Source organism: Sinorhizobium alkalisoli (assembly GCF_008932245.1).
In the GTDB taxonomy this organism is placed as follows: Bacteria; Pseudomonadota; Alphaproteobacteria; order Rhizobiales; family Rhizobiaceae; genus Sinorhizobium; species Sinorhizobium alkalisoli.
In genome coordinates this window covers 426341-441880 of sequence record NZ_CP034909.1, presented here as the reverse complement: position 1 = coordinate 441880, position 15540 = coordinate 426341, and the positions used below count along the sequence as shown (strand labels likewise).

The following is a 15540-nucleotide window of genomic DNA, read 5'->3' as shown; positions in this document are numbered from 1 at the left end:
AACTGCCGGCTTCATCCATCGAAACCGATCTCGAGGAAACAGGTCGTCATAAAAGGCACCAGGACCTGCGGTCCGCAAACGGCGCCCATACGACGGTGCAACCCCCCGTAGAAACGGACTGACCGGAAGCTAACGGTCTCCTGCCGTCTCGTCCAGTTGAAACTTCTAATTTACCGTAAAGCAATTGCCAGCCAGACCTTCGTGGGATACGCTGGGTCCTTGCAAATTGCGGGTCGCAGGGCCCGACCTGAAGACCATGTGCGTTTCTGCGAAATCTGCTCAGCGCTCGCCGCGGCCAGGGCCGAGCCGAATCCTGACCTCCTCTTCGATTTGTGCCGCAGCCTTGCGCACATCCTTCGCCCAGATTGCCAACTGTGCCATGCTGACGCGATAGGAAGGACCCGTCACCGAAACACCAGCAACCAGATCGTGCTCCGGAACGGCGATCGGCGCGGCCACGCAGCAGATTTCCCCCTCGTGCTCCTCTCGGTCGAAGGCATGGCCGTCGCGGCGAATTTCCTCGATTTCGGCAAGCAAGGCAGCGGCCGAACGATGGGTGCGTGCGGTGAACGGGCGGAACTCCATCCGCGCGGCTATTCGCCTGAGTTCGTCTGGAGGGAGCGAGGAAAGTGCCGCCTTGCCGACGCCGGTACAATAGGCCGGCGAGGCTTTGCCGATCTGGGAACTCATGCGCACTGTCTGGCGGCTTTCGACCTTGTCGACATAGATGATCTCCGTTTCCTGGAGCACGCCGAGATGAACCGTCTCGCCGGTCAGGTCGTGCAGGCGCAGGAGATAGGGTTCCGCGATGTCGCGGAAGCGACTGCCGGACCAGGAACGATAGGCAAGCTTCAGCAGGCGAAGCCCGGGCTCGTAGGACAGATCTTGCCGCTGCACCAGCAGTCCCTCATCGACCAAGTGGCCGAGCAGCCGGTGCAAAGTCCCGCGCGGTTGGCCCACCAATTGAAGGACGTCGGTGAAGCGTTGCGGTCGATCGGCCATCGCTACGGCCTCGAGCACAGCCAAGGCCTTCCCGAGCGTACCAGTCCCGGCACCCTGCTTTTCCGGATTGTCCAGTTTGCTCCGGTCCATTCCACTCGCTTTCCGCCATCGCGTCACCTTGACAGGTTAAAGCCAGTGGCGCGATAATTCCAGAAAATAAAATGCTGTTCCATATAGTGGAACAGTTACCAACCCGCTACCAGGAGACCCTGCCCCATGAGCTTGCCGAGCGGCCAGTTTCCCGACCTGCGCGATCGCGGCGTGCTGGTCACCGGTGGCGGGTCCGGCATCGGCGCCGCGCTCGTGAAAGGCTTCCTGCGCCAAGGCGCGCGCGTGGCATTCATCGATATAGCCGAAGAACAGAGCCGTGCGCTTTGCGACAAGCTTACCCCCGAAACGGGGACCCGGCCGGAATATATCGCCGCAGACCTGCGCCACATCGAGGCGGTCAAAAGGGCAGTGGCCGCCGCCGTCGCAGCCCTCGGCCCGATCAGTGTGCTCGTCAACAACGCCGCGCGCGACGACCGCCAGGCCCTCGAAGACGTCACCGAGGAAAGCTGGAACGAAAGCCTGTCCGTCAACCTCAGCCATCTCTTCTTCGTAAGCCAGGCTGTGGCCCCCCATATGCGACAGGCGGGCGGCGGATCGATCATCAACTTCTCGTCGATCGCATTCATGCTGAACATGCCTGAAATTCCGGCCTATGCCACGGCGAAGGCCGGAATTGTCGGACTCACGAAGTCGCTCGCGGGAAGGCTCGGCCCGGACAAGATCCGCGTCAATGCCGTTCTGCCCGGCATGATCGTCACGGAACGGCAAAAACGGCTATGGCTCGATGACGAGTCGATCGCACGGATGCAGGGGCGGCAATGCCTGAAGCGCATGTTGACCGCCGAGGACCTGGTCGGGCCCTGCCTCTTCCTGGCGTCCGACTGCTCGGCGGCGATGACGGCGCAGACCATGATTATCGATGGAGGCGTGCTTTGACGAGGCGAGGCTATTACGCCGCGGCGGATTGGGGAACGTCGAGTTTCCGGCTCTGGATCATCGGCGAGGATGGCAGCGTGCTTGCCGAGCGCCGAAGCGGCGAAGGCATGACGACCGCGGCGAAAGCCGGTTTCCATGCTATTCTCGATGCGCACCTTGCCGCCGTCGAGGCGCCCACCCATCTGCCGATCGTCATCTGCGGCATGGCTGGCGCCCGCCAGGGCTGGAAGGAAGCCGGCTATCTTGAAACGCCGGCAAGGCTTGCGGCAATCCCCGGCCAGGCGATCGCCGTCCCGAACGTCGATCGCGACATACGCATTCTTCCGGGCCTCGCCCAGCGTGACAAGCGGCAGCCCGATGTCATGCGCGGTGAGGAAACGCAACTCCTCGGCGCAGCGGACGGTCTCGGCGGCGGCCGCCATCTCGTCTGTATGCCCGGCACCCACAGCAAATGGGTCCGGCTCTCCGGTGAAACGGTCGAGGGCTTCTCCACCTTCATGACCGGCGAGTTGTTCGACGTCATCTCGCATCACACGATCCTGAGCCATGCCATGGGGGAATCCGATGCCGTCGCCGCCGACAGTCCGGCCTTTGCCGATGCGGTGGCGCAGGCGCGGGAGAAGCCGGAATTGGCCACGAACCTGCTCTTTTCCGTCCGGGCGGGCCAGTTGCTCAACAGCCTGAGCGCCGCCGACGCCAGGGCGCGACTGTCGGGCATGCTGATCGGCCTCGAGATTGCCGGAGCGATTACGACCGCCGGTTCCGTGGAGGGCATCTGCCTCGTGGCTTCGGGCCGGCTCGGCGCACTCTATCGTTCGGCGCTGGAAAGCCTGGGCTTTGCGCCGCGCTACGTGGATGCCGACGACGCGGTTCGGCGAGGGCTTTCGGCCGCCGCCCGGTTGATCTGGCCACTCTGACGGAAAGACGAACATGGAACGCATTCTCTTGCCCCCGATGAAACATCCGCTGATCGCCATCCTGCGTGGTTTGAAGCCCGAGGAGACGGAGAGCGTGGTCGGTGCCCTCATCGAAACGGGTTTCACCGCAATCGAAATCCCGCTCAACTCGCCGGACCCGTTCCGCTCGATCGAAACCGCGGTGAAGATGGCGCCGGCCGGGTGCCTGATTGGCGCGGGCACCGTGCTGACGACGGCGCAGGTGGAACAGCTTTTCGACGTCGGCGGTCGGCTGATGGTCAGCCCCAATGTCGAGGCGGCGGTCATTCGTCTCGCTGCGGCCAAAGGCATGGTGACGATGCCCGGCGTTTTCACGCCGACGGAAGCATTGGCAGCGGCAAGTGCGGGCGCGAGCGGGCTGAAATTCTTTCCGGCCAGCGTGCTCGGCCCGGCGGGCATACAGGCGATCAGCGCCGTGCTTCCGAAGGATATCGAGATCGCCGCCGTCGGCGGCGTTTCGGAAGCGAATTTCGCCGAATATGCGAAGGTCGGCATCCGCAGTTTCGGCCTCGGATCGAGCCTCTACAAGCCGGGGATGAGCGCTGGGGAGGTCAGGCAGCGCGCAGCCGCCACGCTGGCAGCCTACGACGCAGTCTACGGGGGCGAGCGATGATCGACCTCATTCCTTTTTCCGGCCGCATCCTCTGCGACTTCGCGTCCGAACTTGGCGAGGGCCCGACCTACGATCCACTCACAGGCACGGCCTGGTGGTTCAACATCAAGGGCCAGGAACTGCACGAGCTCCATGTTGCAAGCGGACGGAACACGATCCACCCCCTGCCCTTTCTCGGCAGTGTACTCGCCACCATCGATCCGGCCCGGCAACTGATCGCATCGGACCAGGGGCTCTTCATCCGTGACACGGCGAGCTATCAGCTCAGTCCGTTCGCGACACTTGAGGACAAGCCGGGCAACCGATCGAATGACGGCCGCGTCCACGCCTGCGGCGCGCTCTGGATCGGCACCATGGGACGGCAGGCCGAGAAGCATGCCGGTGCAATCTACCACGTCGCCGGCAACCGCACTACGAAGCTCTTCAGCAACGTGACGATCCCCAACGCGATCTGCTTTTCACCGGATGGCGCCACCGCCTATTTCGTGGACACGGACGTCAACCATCTGATGCGTGTCGACATCGATCCGGCGACCGCGCTTCCGACGGGCGACCCCATTCTTCTCTCGGACGAGAGCACTGCCCCGGGCGGCGTCGACGGCGCGGTCTGCGATACCGATGGGCTGATCTGGAATGCTCGCTGGGGTGCTGGCGCGGTCGAGGTCTACAAGCCCGACGGCCAGAAGGTTGCATGCCACGCCGTTCCAACGAGGCAGCCGAGTTGCCCGGCCTTCATCGGCCCGAATGCCGACCGGCTGCTCGTAACCTCTGCATGGCAGGACATGGACGACGCCGCGCGAGCAGCCGACCCCCATGCCGGCAAGACCTTCGAGCTCGGTATTGCGGTCAGGGGCCGCTTTGAGCCGGCTTTCCTGCTCTAGGCAGATACTCTGCTTAGGTTCCTCGTGGGGACACTTTTGCTGAACCAGCTTGCGTCAACAAAAGCTGGCACGGCGCCGAGAAAAAGTCATACAATTGATCCATGGGATTCATCGCCATGGAAAGGGAGTGCTCGGATGAGCGAAAAGATGAAAGAACTAAGAAGCCGCCACTGGTACGGCGGCACACACAAGGATGGTTTCATTCACCGGTCCTGGATGAAGAACCAGGGCTTTCCGGACCATGTCTTCGACGGCCGGCCGATCATCGGCATCTGCAACACCTGGTCCGAGCTTACCCCCTGCAACAGCCATCTGCGCGTCCTCGCCGAGGGTGTGAAGCGCGGCGTCTGGGAGGCCGGCGGTTTCCCGGTGGAGTTTCCCGTCTCCTCGCTCGGCGAGACGCAGATGCGCCCGACGGCGATGCTCTTCCGCAATCTTCTGGCGATGGACGTCGAAGAGGCGATCCGGGCCCATGGCATTGACGGCGTCGTGCTGCTCGGCGGCTGCGACAAGACGACGCCGGGGCAATTGATGGGGGCGGCGTCCGTCGACCTGCCGACGATCGTCGTTTCCTCTGGACCGATGCTCAACGGCAAATGGAAAGGCAAGGACATCGGCTCGGGCACCGACGTCTGGAAATTCTCCGAGGCCGTGCGGGCCGGCGAAATGAGCATGCAGGAATTCATGGCGGCCGAAAGCGGCATGTCACGTTCGCCAGGCGTGTGCATGACGATGGGCACCGCGACGACAATGGCCTCCATCGTCGAAGCCATGGGCCTGTCACTGCCGACCAACGCGGCCCTGCCGGCGGTCGACGCCCGCCGCATGGCACTTGCGCACATGACCGGCAAGCGGATCGTCGAGATGGTGCATGAGGATCTGAGGCTGTCTAAGATCCTGACGACGAAAAACTTCGAAAACGGCATCGTCGCCAACGCCGCCGTCGGCGGCTCGACCAATGCCGTCGTGCATCTGCTGGCAATTGCCGGACGCGCCGGGGTCGACCTCTGTCTCGACGACTTCGATCGCGTCGGCGGTAAGGTGCCCTGCATCGTCAACTGCATGCCGTCGGGCAAGTATCTGATCGAGGACCTTGCCTATGCGGGCGGGCTGCCGGCGGTGATGAACCGAATCCAGCACCTCATGCATGCCGACGCGCCGACGGTGTTCGGTGTGCCGATCAGCAAATACTGGGAAGGCGCGGAGGTCTACAACGACGACGTCATCCGACCGCTCGACAATCCGCTTCGCGCTGCGGCCGGTATCCGTGTCTTGAAAGGCAATCTCGCCCCCAACGGGGCGGTTATCAAGCCCTCGGCGGCAAGCGAGCACCTGCTCTCCCATGAGGGCCCCGCCTTCGTCTTCGAAACGATCGAAGAGCTCAAGGCAAAGATCGACGACCCGGACCTGCCGGTGACGGAGGATACGATCCTGGTGCTGAAGGGCTGCGGCCCCAAGGGCTATCCCGGCATGGCGGAAGTCGGCAACATGCCGATCCCGCGTCGCCTCGTTGAAAAAGGGGTTCGCGACATGGTGCGCATTTCCGACGCGCGCATGTCCGGCACCGCCTTCGGCACCGTGGTCCTGCATGTCAGCCCGGAAGCCAATGCCGGCGGCCCGCTCGCGATCGTCAGAACCGGCGACCGCATTCGCCTCGACGCGATGAAGGGCGAGTTGAACCTCCTGGTGAGCGAAGAGGAATTCGCGGCCCGCATGGCCGCATGGCAACCGCCGGAGCAAAAGTGGCAGCGCGGCTACTATAAGCTCTACTACGACACGGTTCTGCAGGCCGACAAGGGCGCCGACCTCGATTTCCTCGTCGGCATGAGCGGCAGCGATGTGCAACGCGAAAGCCATTGAAGCCTGTCGTAAGGACGGTAACCTGCGACGTAACAGACCGAACCGGGGCGGGCTGCAGCACGCCCCGGTTCGTCCTTGACAAGCGAGCGCCGCCTCCGTGTCTTTTCTGTCATGAGCGCGACAGATGGCAACCACGTGCACGGCTAGTTGGTCGCCGGCGCCCGCCACCGCCGATTGGACAAGCCTCATATCTACAATCATCAGCTTTGAAGAAGCGCCCGCTCGGGAACCGTTTTCATTCTCGCGCGTTGCCTGAACGTCATCGGCGCAGTTCAATTGCTTGGAGTGAGAGGACTGCGCCTCAATCGACAACGTCAACGAAAGGCACTGTGAGATGACCAAGATTCTTAAATCTTCCGTTGCCGCTGGCGCGCTGGTCGTGGGCGTTGCCCTTGCCCCGATGAGTTTCGCACAGGACACCACAACGCCGGCCACGCCGGAGACGCAGACGATGGAACCGGCCCCGGTCACGCCGGATGCTGGTGAGCAGGCGCAGACTCCGGACGCTCCGGCGATGCCTGATGCGAGCCAGCAGGCGCAGACCCCGGATGCTGCGGCGACGGACACCACGACCGCCACCGCGGATGCCGGTGCGGGCTACTTGACCGAACAGGCTGAAGATCAGATTTCAGCCAACAGCTATATCGGGCAAACGGTCTACAACGCCAATGATGAAAATGTCGGCCAGATCAACGACCTGATCATCGAAAAGGACGGCGGCGTAGAAGCGGCCGTGATCGGCGTCGGCGGATTCCTCGGCATTGGTGAAAAGAATGTCGCGGTTCCGTTCGCCAACATCGAAGCGAACATGCAGGAAGACGGCCTGACGCTCAAGCTGATGACCACCGAAACGGCTGATTCTCTGAAGGCCGCACCTGAGTTCAAGAACAGGTCGCAGGTGATGGCCGAGCGTAATGCCCAGCAGACCGACACGACAACAACGTCCGGCGTGACGCCGGCGACCCCGGTAGAACCGGAACCTGCTCCGCAGCAGTAAGCTGAGCGGGGCTGAGAAGGCAGGGGCGCATCTCCCGGCCCCTGCTTTCTCGCCTGACAGCCGGCGCGCAGCCGCAGCTGAAGGTAGTGTCAGCTGTCAGCGTGGGGCCAAATAGTCCCTCACCTTTTCAGCCTGTCTCGGCGGCGCTCCATCTTCGGCGAGAAGACCCTTGACTTGCGATTGACGCGCACTTCCCACGCTTCCTTCGTCCACGCGTTTTTGCATCACCTGCAAATCAAAGGACGACAGCGGCTTTTCGCGTCTGACAAGACGGCGGCGCGGCCTGTCCGTGAGGAGGGGGCTACCGTTCCGCCGCCAATCACCGGTTAGCTGGGGTATCCTAGAGCAACGCATTCGCGCGGTGGCGGCCGGCGAGATAGCGCATGGTTGCGACCGCGTCGGCTGGCTTGCCATAGAAATAGCCCTGCCCCATGCCGCAGCCGAGCGCTTTCAGTTTGACCGCCTCGGCGAAATCCTCGATGCCTTCGGCAACGACCTCGAGTTCTAGCCCTTCGCACATCGAGACGATCGCCCTGACGATATGCTCCGACGCGCGGTCTGCGGCAATGCGGGAAACGAAGGCCCGATCGATCTTCACCTTGTCAAAGGAGAAATCCCGCAAGCGGCCGAGGCTCGACTGCCCGGTGCCGAAATCGTCGAGCGAGACGCGCACCCCGGCCGCCCTCAAATCTGTGACGATCTTCTGCGCCACATCGGCATCTGCCATGACCGCGGTCTCGGTAATCTCGAGTTCCAGCCGGCGCGGGTCGAGTCCGACCTGGTTGATGATCGCGAGCAGTCTGCCGCTCGTCGTCGGATCGGTCAGTTGCGCAGAGGACAGGTTGAATGAAAGGAACAGCTCTTTCGGCCAGCAAAGCGCTGCCTGAGCCGCCTTGTGCAGCAGCATTTCCGAGAGCGGATCGATAAAGCCGCGCTCCTCGGCCAGCGGAACGAACAGCGCAGGAGACACATAGCCGAGATCCGCGTCGCACCAGCGGGCGAGCGCTTCGAATCCGACGACGCTGTCAGTGCACAGATCGACGATCGGCTGGAAATGCACGTCGATTTCATCCGCGATGATGGCATTGCGCAACGCCTGTTCAAGCTGGGTCGCCCGCTTCATCTCCTGGGCGATCTCGTGCGAATAGACGGTGATCTGCCCCCGGCCCCGCCGCTTCGAGCGGTAAAGAGCCGTATCTGCGCTCTTCAACAGGTTTTCGAAGGTGTCGCCCGCGAAAGGAAAGACGGCGAAACCGAAGGATGCCGAGAGCCGGACCGTGCGGTCGCCGAGGTCGACAGGCGCCGAAAGCGCCTCTCTCAGCATCTGGCCGATCCTTTCGGCGCCGTTTCGTTCGAAGACCAACGGCAGAACAAGAGCGAATTCATCGCTTGCGGTCCGCATCACCGCCGCGCCTTCCGGCACGCAGGCCGTCAAGCGATGCGCCACCTGGCAGAGTATCCGGTCGCCGGCCTCCCGACCGAACAGGTCGTTGATGGGCTTGAAGCCATCGAGGTTTGCGAGGCCGATGGTGAATGGCGCCGGGTCGGCGGCTCGTTCGGCTGCAAGTGCCAGCACACTCCGCTGCAATTGTTGGGCGTTGCCGAGGCCCGTCAGCGGATCGGTCGGCGCATTGCCACCAAGCGGATCAAGCGCGAAGAGCGTCATCGCGGCGGGTTCCAGCAGTCGTGCCTCCGCCGACGCCCGACGCAGGAAAGATCAGCCCGCAGCCCCCTCCTGCCGGAGCACATGTCCGGCACACGGGAGAAAATCTGCTCGACCGAGGTCATCATGCCACTTTCCCGCCCGTTCACCTGCGGCGCCATGCGCACAAAGGTCGCTGTTGTTGGGGGCGGCCGATGGGTTTGCCCTCCAATCGACGCCGATCTACGGCACCAACCTGCGGACAATGACAATCTCGGGTTAACAATCCCATAGCGAGGCACCGTCAAATCTGTTGAGGGCTATCCCCTGTCAGCCATTGGCGCGTAGTGTCCCGGCCGGCATGTATTTCCTGAGGACTGCCTCGATCATATCCGGGCTGATCGGCTTCATGATGTGGCCGTCCAAGCCGGAGGCCTGGCATTGATCGAGATCGATGTCGAGAGCCTGCACCGTCACGGCCACGATGGGCGTGCGGTATCCGGTCCGTTTTTCAGCTTCCCGAATAGCGGCGGCAGCCTCGAAACCGTTCAGAATGGGCAGGGTAACGTCCATCAGGACGATTACAGGGCGGAGCTCTTGCCAAAGCTCCACCGCCTCGCGGCCGTCAGCGGCAATCCGATAGGAAATCCCAAGGCCCTCGAGTATCTGCGCGAAGACGAATTGATTGATCTGATTGTCTTCGGCCACCAGCACGTCCAACCTGGTCGCAATCGCACCGGGGCCTGCTGCGTCCTCGAAGGAGATCTCGAAATCCCCCTGTGGAAACAAGGACCGTCCCGGCCGGCGCTCGGCGCAAGCCCGAAAAATTTCGGTAAGAAGCGCCGCGATATTGGTACTGCCTGTCACCTCGACGAGCGGGCAGTCCCGCCACCAGGCAGGGATCGCATCCCTTTGGGCGAGCGCGCGATCGAGCAACAGGACGTCGAGCTTCACGCCGCGGCTTTCGGCGGTGCTCGCGAAGGATTCGAGCTCCTCGAGGTTGCGAACGGCGCAGGCATCGAGCCCCGAGCCGCGCAGGCGCGCGACGATGCCCTCTTCCAGGTCGCGGTCGGACGTTGCCAGCAGTACGCGCAGGCCGCGCGCCGGCAAAGTCTCGATCATCGATCCGGTTTCGACGAGTTGCTGGACATTCAGCGCCCGAAACGGGTCATAGAAGTTCTGGCCGGGACTGAAGATGCTGTAGTCGCGGATCTGCAGCCCGGAGGGGCTGCCACCGCCCTCGCCACAGTACCAGGCGGCGATGTCGGTAACGTCGGTCATGCAGGTCACGACGAATTGGCGGCCCGGCATGCCGACGCGGTACTTGCGCGTCACCACCCAAAGGTCGCTACCATCGGCGCGCACCATGTGCTCAGCCTCCGAATGCGGCCGTCCGGTTGCCAGCACCTGCCGGTCCGACAGGTCTAATCGCTCGGCGATATCCGCATCCAAGAGGTCCCAGGCCGAACGCCCGAGTATCGCCTCCGGGGGCAGGTCGTAGAGACTGCAGAAGGCCTTGTTGACCGCGATATAATGAAGATTGCGGTCCTTGACGCAGATCGGATTGGGCTGGGCGTCGAGGATCTCTTCCGTGAGTTCGATGCGCTCAATGTCCGTCTGCAATTGCTCTTCGCGCTTCTTCTGCTCGGTGATGTCGGTAAGCGAAAGAATGCCGATGCCGCTCGGGAGGCGGCGCGTGCGCAGGCAGATCCACCGCGTGCGGCCGACCCGTTCGACGCCTTCGTAGCGTTCGCGCCAGTGGAGGGCCATCTGTTCGGCGATCCAGTCCTCCCGGTTGGCGCGGCGCCGGCTGTTCTCCGGCAAGGTTCCAGGACGTGCCCCCGTGTCGTAGACTGCACCCAGGAAATCGCGAAGCCGCGTGCCCGGCCTCAGCAGGCGGGCAGGTACGGGGAAAAATTGCATCATTGCCGCGCTGGCAAAGAGAATCGTGTCGTCCCTGCCGCAGACGAGCAAAGCGAGGCCAAGCGCGTCGCAGCCCGACTCCAGCACCATCCTCATGATGTCCGCGCCGACCGGCGCCACATCGTCCATTGCACTGCCCTCATCTCGGTCGCTGCTTGGAACCGTGCAGCAAACCCAAAGTGTCACGGCATCCGTTGCGCGTCTCTGCGGCAAACGGCGCTGTCGCGGCGGTTTTCATTTTGGGACATGCTGGCTGGCCTTAAAACGGCATTTCTCCGGGCCGTGCGAGCAGCGTCCAGCAACGCTGCGGTCCTCCAAAGAACAAACCCGTGATCATTCAGGCTGTTGTGGAAAATCGCAGCAGAACGTTAAGGTGGGATTAAATCGATAGGGCGTTTTTCCCCTGGAGCGCTGATAGCTGGCATTCTCTCCCCCCCCCCCGCCGGCGCAAAGCCGGGATCCCTCTTTCCCTTGTCCGGCGAATCCGCGAAAATGGGCAATGGCCATTCAGCAACTCTCCGAAACACTCATCAATCAGATCGCCGCCGGTGAGGTCATCGAGCGGCCTGCCAGCGCCGCCAAGGAGCTGATCGAAAACGCCCTCGATGCGGGCGCGACGAGGATCGAGATCGCCACGGCGGGAGGTGGAAAGACGCTCCTGCGGATAACCGACAACGGCTGCGGCATGGCGCCGGACGATCTGGAATTGGCGGTCCGTCGGCACTGCACCTCGAAGATCAGCGACAGCCTCATGGATATCCGTACGCTGGGCTTTCGCGGCGAGGCCTTGCCGTCGATCGGGTCGGTGGCGCGGCTGTCGATCACGACGCGCGCGGCCGGCGCACGGGAAGGCGCGGCCATCACCGTCTCGGGCGGCAAGGCCGAACCTGTGCGCCCCTCGCCCGCCAATGGCGGTACCGTCGTCGAAGTGCGCGATCTCTTTTTCGCGACGCCGGCGCGGCTCAAATTCATGAAGTCGGAAAAGGCCGAAGCCGCCGCGATCTCGGAAGTCGTGCGCCGTATGGCGATCGCCTTTCCGAAAGTACGCTTCGTGCTTTCCGGATCCGACCGCTCGACGCTCGAGTTTCCGGCAACGGGCGATGACCGGCTCGCACGGATGGCGCAGGTGCTCGGCAAGGAGTTCCGTGACAACGCGATCGAGATCGATGCCGAGCGGGAAGAGGCGCGACTGACCGGCTTTGCCGGCGTCCCGACCTTCAACCGCGGCAACTCGCTGCAGCAATATGCCTTTGTCAACGGCCGGCCGGTTCAGGACAAGCTCATCCTTTCGGCGATCCGCGCGGCCTATGCCGAGACCATTCCGCAGGGGCGCTACCCGATCGCCGTGCTGTCGATCACGCTCGATCCGGCCCTCGTCGACGTCAATGTACATCCGGCGAAATCGGATGTGCGCTTCCGCGATCCAGGTCTGATCCGCGGACTGATCATCGGAGCAATCCGCGAGGCCCTGGCACGCGAGGGCGACCGCGCGGCGACCACCGGGGCGCACGGTCTGATGCGGGCCTTCCGCCCCGAGGCTTACCGGCCCGAGCAGCAAAGACCACAGGCGCCCTGGAATGCAGCCGCCTCACCCTACCGGCCCATGGATTTCGATGCACCCGTCCGTGGCTTTGCGGAGCCGCCGCAGGCGGCCTTCTCGGAGTTTGCGCAGCCTTCGGCACGCGCCGAAGCGGCCGTCGAGGCACCCGTCACCAATACCGGCCACGAGCCCTCCTTTCCTCTCGGTGCCGCCCGTGCCCAGATCCATCAAAACTATATCGTCGCGCAAACCGGGGATGGTCTCGTCATCGTCGATCAGCACGCGGCGCACGAGCGCCTCGTCTTCGAAACGATGAGGGAGGCGCTGCGTTCGCGGGCCGTGCCGGCGCAAACGCTGCTCATTCCCGAGATCGTCGATCTCTCCGAGGAGGATTGCGATCGCCTCATGGCGCATGCGCAGGAGTTCCTGCGGCTCGGGCTTGCGATCGAGCGTTTCGGCCCCGGCGCGATCGCGGTCCGCGAGACCCCGGCGATGCTCGGCGAAATGGATGCCGTCGGCCTGGTCCGCCAGCTCGCCGACGAACTGGCGGAATGGGATACGGCGAACGGCCTCGCCGGCCGGCTCGAATATCTTGCTGCGACAATGGCCTGCCACGGCTCCGTGCGCGCCGGCCGCCGCCTGCGCACTGAGGAGATGAACGCGCTGCTTCGCCAGATGGAGGCAACTCCGGGTTCCGGGCAGTGCAATCACGGCCGCCCGACCTATATCGAGCTCAAGCTTGCCGATATCGAACGGCTTTTCGGCAGGAGCTGACATCCGTACGAGAGAGACCGGATTGCTGGCGGCGGTGGCGGATATCAGAATTCCGCTGGCCTTTTTCGAGACGCCGGGATAGACGGGAAGATACTACAGCGCCGCGCGTCTTATTGAACACGCAAAGGTCGCTGTAGCACTTTGAATTGCTGCATGTCTTTGTCCTTTAATCGAGGTCGATTAAAGGAGACATGCAGTAGTAGTGACGAGGCGCAAATGATGAACCGTTTCGACGGAAATTCCTCCCGCGAGGCGAAGATTCGCTACCTCGATGGTGACTTTCAGATCGTCCTTGCGGGCTCCTACGTCACCTGCGCCATGACCGGCAAGCCAATACCCGTCGATGAGTTGCGCTATTGGAGCGTTGCCCGGCAGGAGCCTTACGCGGATGCCGCAGCCTCGCTCGAGGCGGAGCGGCGCGCCGGAGCTCTACCCGATCAGAGGCGCTGAAGCGCCGCGCCTGCTGCTCAGCGCCGCTGCTCTTTCGTCATCCCCAGCTTGCGCGCCCGCGCGTGATCGAGCGTCGCCTCGATGATCTTGCGCGGGGCCTCCGGGTCGTCGAAATGCACCTCGATTTCGACGACCCTGCTCTTCTCCGCCAGTTCCGCCGCCCGGCCGTGGCCCGGCTCCAGGCGCACCATGTCCTTGGCCGTCGTTACCAAGGTGCAGCCCCGGCTGTCGGCCCGGTCGATGAGGTCGGCGATCTCATCTTCGGAGAAATGGTGGTGGTCCGGGAAGCTCTGCGTTTCTTCGATGATCGCACCCGTCTCCCGCACCGTGCGATAGAACTTCTCCGGGTCGGCGATGCCCGCCCAGGCCAGGACCCTGACGCCCGCAAGCGATCCGTCGTCGAGCCGCATCGTGTCGGCCACATAGACGGCCTTTCCCGCCCGTGCGGCGCGGCGGATCAGGAGATCGGCGGCCGGTCCCCGGCCGATCTTCAAAAGCGCCGTGGCATGGCGGAGCTGATTGGCGATCGGCGCGCGCACCGGACCCGAAGGCACGAGATGTCCGTTGCCGATGCCTCGGCCGGAATCGATGACCAGCAGGGCGAAGTCGAAGGTCAGGCGCGCACTCTGGAATCCATCATCCATGATGATGATGTCGGCGCCTTCGGCGGCAAGTCTGCGGGCACCCTCGACACGACGCCGGCAAATGACCGTCAGCGCCTCGCGCGCGAGCAGTAGCGGCTCGTCGCCAACGTCGCGGGCGCGATGATGGGCGGGGTCTACCACCGTCGTGACATCGAGCGAGCCGCCATAGCCGCGACTCAGGAAACCCGGCGTGAGCCCGCGTGCCCGGGCCGCCCGGGCAAGGGCGATCGCCGTCGGCGTCTTACCGGCCCCACCGACGGTGAAATTGCCGACGCAGATGAGCGGCGCCGGCGGCATGGAGCGGCGCGCACGGTCCATGCGCAGTCCGGCGACGCGGCCGTAGAGCCAGGAAAAGGGCCAAAGGGCATAGGCGCGCCAATCGGCCCTGGTCCACCAGAAGGGTGGCGCTTCCGAAACCATTTTTGACGTGCCGCCTCCGTCGCTCTCTGACCGCGGACGATCTCCGATTCACCCGCCATCGCCGCCGCAAATGGGCGTGACCGCCACAAAAAACGTCAGAACGGCAAAAAAGGCAAGCCGGTCAGACGGGGCACCCTCAAAGCACCGCTTCGAGCTCGGTGATATCTGTCAGGCAATGATCTGACGCCGCGGCGAGCGACTGGCGTGAACCCGTGCCGCTGAGCACGGCAATAGTCAGCCCGACGCCGGCGCTGCGGCCCATATGCATGTCGTGATTGTTGTCTCCGACGACAGCGACCTGTTCGGGTGTGAGCCCCGTCGCCGCGCAGAAGCCGAGCACCATTCCCGGCTCCGGCTTGACGCCGTAGCCGCTGTCGTAGCCGGCGACGTAGTGCAGGAAACGGTCGAATCCGAAGCGTCTGGCGGTTTCCCGGATCGAGCACTCATTGTCGCTCGAGGCGACGCCAAGGCGATATCCCCTGGCATGCAGTCCGGCGAAGAAGGCGGCGAGGTCGGTGACTGGCACGGCATAATCAGCGGACCGGGCGAAAAGCCCGTCGAACAGCGTCGTCAGCGCCTCGACTGTGAAAGGCGCGCCCGCACCAACCATCCCGGCCGCGATCTCCACCGTATTCCCAGCGGCCAGAAGGCTGTCCGGCGTGACATGGCCGGTGTCCGGGTCCATCCCGCCCGCCTCGAGTAGCGCCCGCGCCAGCGTCTCGTCGCCTTTGGCCGCGATCCGCGCCAGCTCATAATTTACCGGCACCCAGCTCTTGACGTAGTCGAGAAGCGTGCCGTCCTTGTCAAACAATATGCCGGCGATGGCGACTGTTGCCATGGTCCTGATCCGC

13 protein-coding genes are annotated in these 15540 nt (G+C 63.7%); 8 read left to right on the top strand and 5 right to left on the bottom strand.

Going from position 1 to position 15540, the window contains the following annotated elements:
- Positions 1–279: 279 nt before the first annotated feature.
- Positions 280–1092, bottom strand: coding sequence for an IclR family transcriptional regulator (locus tag EKH55_RS02100; RefSeq protein WP_069460335.1), 813 nt, complete (start codon positions 1090–1092; stop codon positions 280–282).
- Positions 1093–1218: 126 nt separating this feature from the next.
- Here EKH55_RS02100 and EKH55_RS02095 point away from each other — a divergent pair, with 126 nt between their 5' ends.
- The 6 genes from EKH55_RS02095 (at position 1219) to EKH55_RS02070 (ending at position 7296) form a co-directional block, all read left to right on the top strand.
- Positions 1219–1989 (top strand): SDR family NAD(P)-dependent oxidoreductase, encoded by a 771-nt coding sequence (locus EKH55_RS02095; protein ID WP_069460334.1) that lies wholly within the window; start codon positions 1219–1221, stop codon positions 1987–1989.
- Positions 1986–2906 (top strand): 2-dehydro-3-deoxygalactonokinase, encoded by a 921-nt coding sequence (locus EKH55_RS02090; protein ID WP_192803733.1) that lies wholly within the window; start codon positions 1986–1988, stop codon positions 2904–2906. Before EKH55_RS02095 ends, EKH55_RS02090 begins: the two co-directional genes overlap by 4 nt.
- A 13-nt stretch (positions 2907–2919) precedes the next feature.
- Positions 2920–3558, top strand: a complete 639-nt coding sequence (locus EKH55_RS02085; RefSeq protein WP_069460332.1) for a 2-dehydro-3-deoxy-6-phosphogalactonate aldolase — start codon at positions 2920–2922, stop codon at positions 3556–3558.
- Positions 3555–4439, top strand: coding sequence for an SMP-30/gluconolactonase/LRE family protein (locus tag EKH55_RS02080; RefSeq protein WP_151610894.1), 885 nt, complete (start codon positions 3555–3557; stop codon positions 4437–4439). The genes EKH55_RS02085 and EKH55_RS02080 overlap by 4 nt, the downstream gene beginning before the upstream one ends.
- A gap of 135 nt (positions 4440–4574) precedes the next feature.
- Positions 4575–6299, top strand: a complete 1725-nt coding sequence (locus EKH55_RS02075; protein WP_069460330.1) for an IlvD/Edd family dehydratase — start codon at positions 4575–4577, stop codon at positions 6297–6299.
- A 334-nt stretch (positions 6300–6633) separates the two neighbouring features.
- Positions 6634–7296: a PRC-barrel domain-containing protein gene (locus EKH55_RS02070; protein WP_069460329.1), complete on the top strand. Its 663-nt coding sequence runs from the start codon at positions 6634–6636 to the stop codon at positions 7294–7296.
- 340 nt (positions 7297–7636) lie between these two features.
- Here the strand turns inward: EKH55_RS02070 and EKH55_RS02065 are convergent, their stop codons facing one another.
- Positions 7637–8962 (bottom strand): putative bifunctional diguanylate cyclase/phosphodiesterase, encoded by a 1326-nt coding sequence (locus tag EKH55_RS02065; protein ID WP_069460328.1) that lies wholly within the window; start codon positions 8960–8962, stop codon positions 7637–7639.
- Positions 8963–9268: 306 nt separating this feature from the next.
- A complete protein-coding gene (locus EKH55_RS02060) occupies positions 9269–10990 on the bottom strand; it encodes a PAS domain-containing protein (RefSeq protein WP_151610893.1) in 1722 nt (573 codons plus the stop codon).
- A 370-nt stretch (positions 10991–11360) separates the two neighbouring features.
- On the opposite strand from EKH55_RS02060, the gene mutL reads away from it, so the two are divergent.
- Both mutL and EKH55_RS02050 read left to right on the top strand, forming a co-directional pair.
- On the top strand, positions 11361–13175 hold the full coding sequence (gene mutL / locus EKH55_RS02055) for a DNA mismatch repair endonuclease MutL (RefSeq protein WP_069460326.1): 1815 nt from the start codon (positions 11361–11363) through the stop codon (positions 13173–13175).
- A 216-nt stretch (positions 13176–13391) separates the two neighbouring features.
- On the top strand, positions 13392–13625 hold the full coding sequence (locus EKH55_RS02050) for a DUF2093 domain-containing protein (protein WP_069460325.1): 234 nt from the start codon (positions 13392–13394) through the stop codon (positions 13623–13625).
- Between the two features lie 17 nt (positions 13626–13642).
- On the opposite strand, the gene lpxK is transcribed toward EKH55_RS02050, so the two are convergent.
- Positions 13643–14689, bottom strand: coding sequence for a tetraacyldisaccharide 4'-kinase (gene lpxK, locus EKH55_RS02045; RefSeq protein WP_069460324.1), 1047 nt, complete (start codon positions 14687–14689; stop codon positions 13643–13645).
- 136 nt (positions 14690–14825) lie between these two features.
- Positions 14826–15527 carry an HAD family hydrolase gene (locus EKH55_RS02040; protein ID WP_069460323.1) on the bottom strand — a complete coding sequence of 234 codons (702 nt, stop codon included), beginning with the start codon at positions 15525–15527 and terminating at the stop codon, positions 14826–14828.
- Positions 15528–15540 lie beyond the last annotated feature (13 nt).

What these genes read in the sequence shown, in the direction of transcription:
- EKH55_RS02060 (WP_151610893.1), bottom strand. Translation starts at nt 10,990, where the DNA reads ATGGACGATGTGGCGCCGGTCGGCGCGGACATCATGAGGATGGTGCTG.
- EKH55_RS02080 (WP_151610894.1), top strand. Translation starts at nt 3,555, where the DNA reads ATGATCGACCTCATTCCTTTTTCCGGCCGCATCCTCTGCGACTTCGCG.
- EKH55_RS02040 (WP_069460323.1), bottom strand. Translation starts at nt 15,527, where the DNA reads ATGGCAACAGTCGCCATCGCCGGCATATTGTTTGACAAGGACGGCACG.
- lpxK (WP_069460324.1), bottom strand. Translation starts at nt 14,689, where the DNA reads ATGGTTTCGGAAGCGCCACCCTTCTGGTGGACCAGGGCCGATTGGCGC.
- EKH55_RS02100 (WP_069460335.1), bottom strand. Translation starts at nt 1,092, where the DNA reads ATGGACCGGAGCAAACTGGACAATCCGGAAAAGCAGGGTGCCGGGACT.
- EKH55_RS02065 (WP_069460328.1), bottom strand. Translation starts at nt 8,962, where the DNA reads ATGACGCTCTTCGCGCTTGATCCGCTTGGTGGCAATGCGCCGACCGAT.
- EKH55_RS02050 (WP_069460325.1), top strand. Translation starts at nt 13,392, where the DNA reads ATGATGAACCGTTTCGACGGAAATTCCTCCCGCGAGGCGAAGATTCGC.
- EKH55_RS02070 (WP_069460329.1), top strand. Translation starts at nt 6,634, where the DNA reads ATGACCAAGATTCTTAAATCTTCCGTTGCCGCTGGCGCGCTGGTCGTG.
- EKH55_RS02085 (WP_069460332.1), top strand. Translation starts at nt 2,920, where the DNA reads ATGGAACGCATTCTCTTGCCCCCGATGAAACATCCGCTGATCGCCATC.
- EKH55_RS02095 (WP_069460334.1), top strand. Translation starts at nt 1,219, where the DNA reads ATGAGCTTGCCGAGCGGCCAGTTTCCCGACCTGCGCGATCGCGGCGTG.
- EKH55_RS02075 (WP_069460330.1), top strand. Translation starts at nt 4,575, where the DNA reads ATGAGCGAAAAGATGAAAGAACTAAGAAGCCGCCACTGGTACGGCGGC.
- mutL (WP_069460326.1), top strand. Translation starts at nt 11,361, where the DNA reads ATGGCCATTCAGCAACTCTCCGAAACACTCATCAATCAGATCGCCGCC.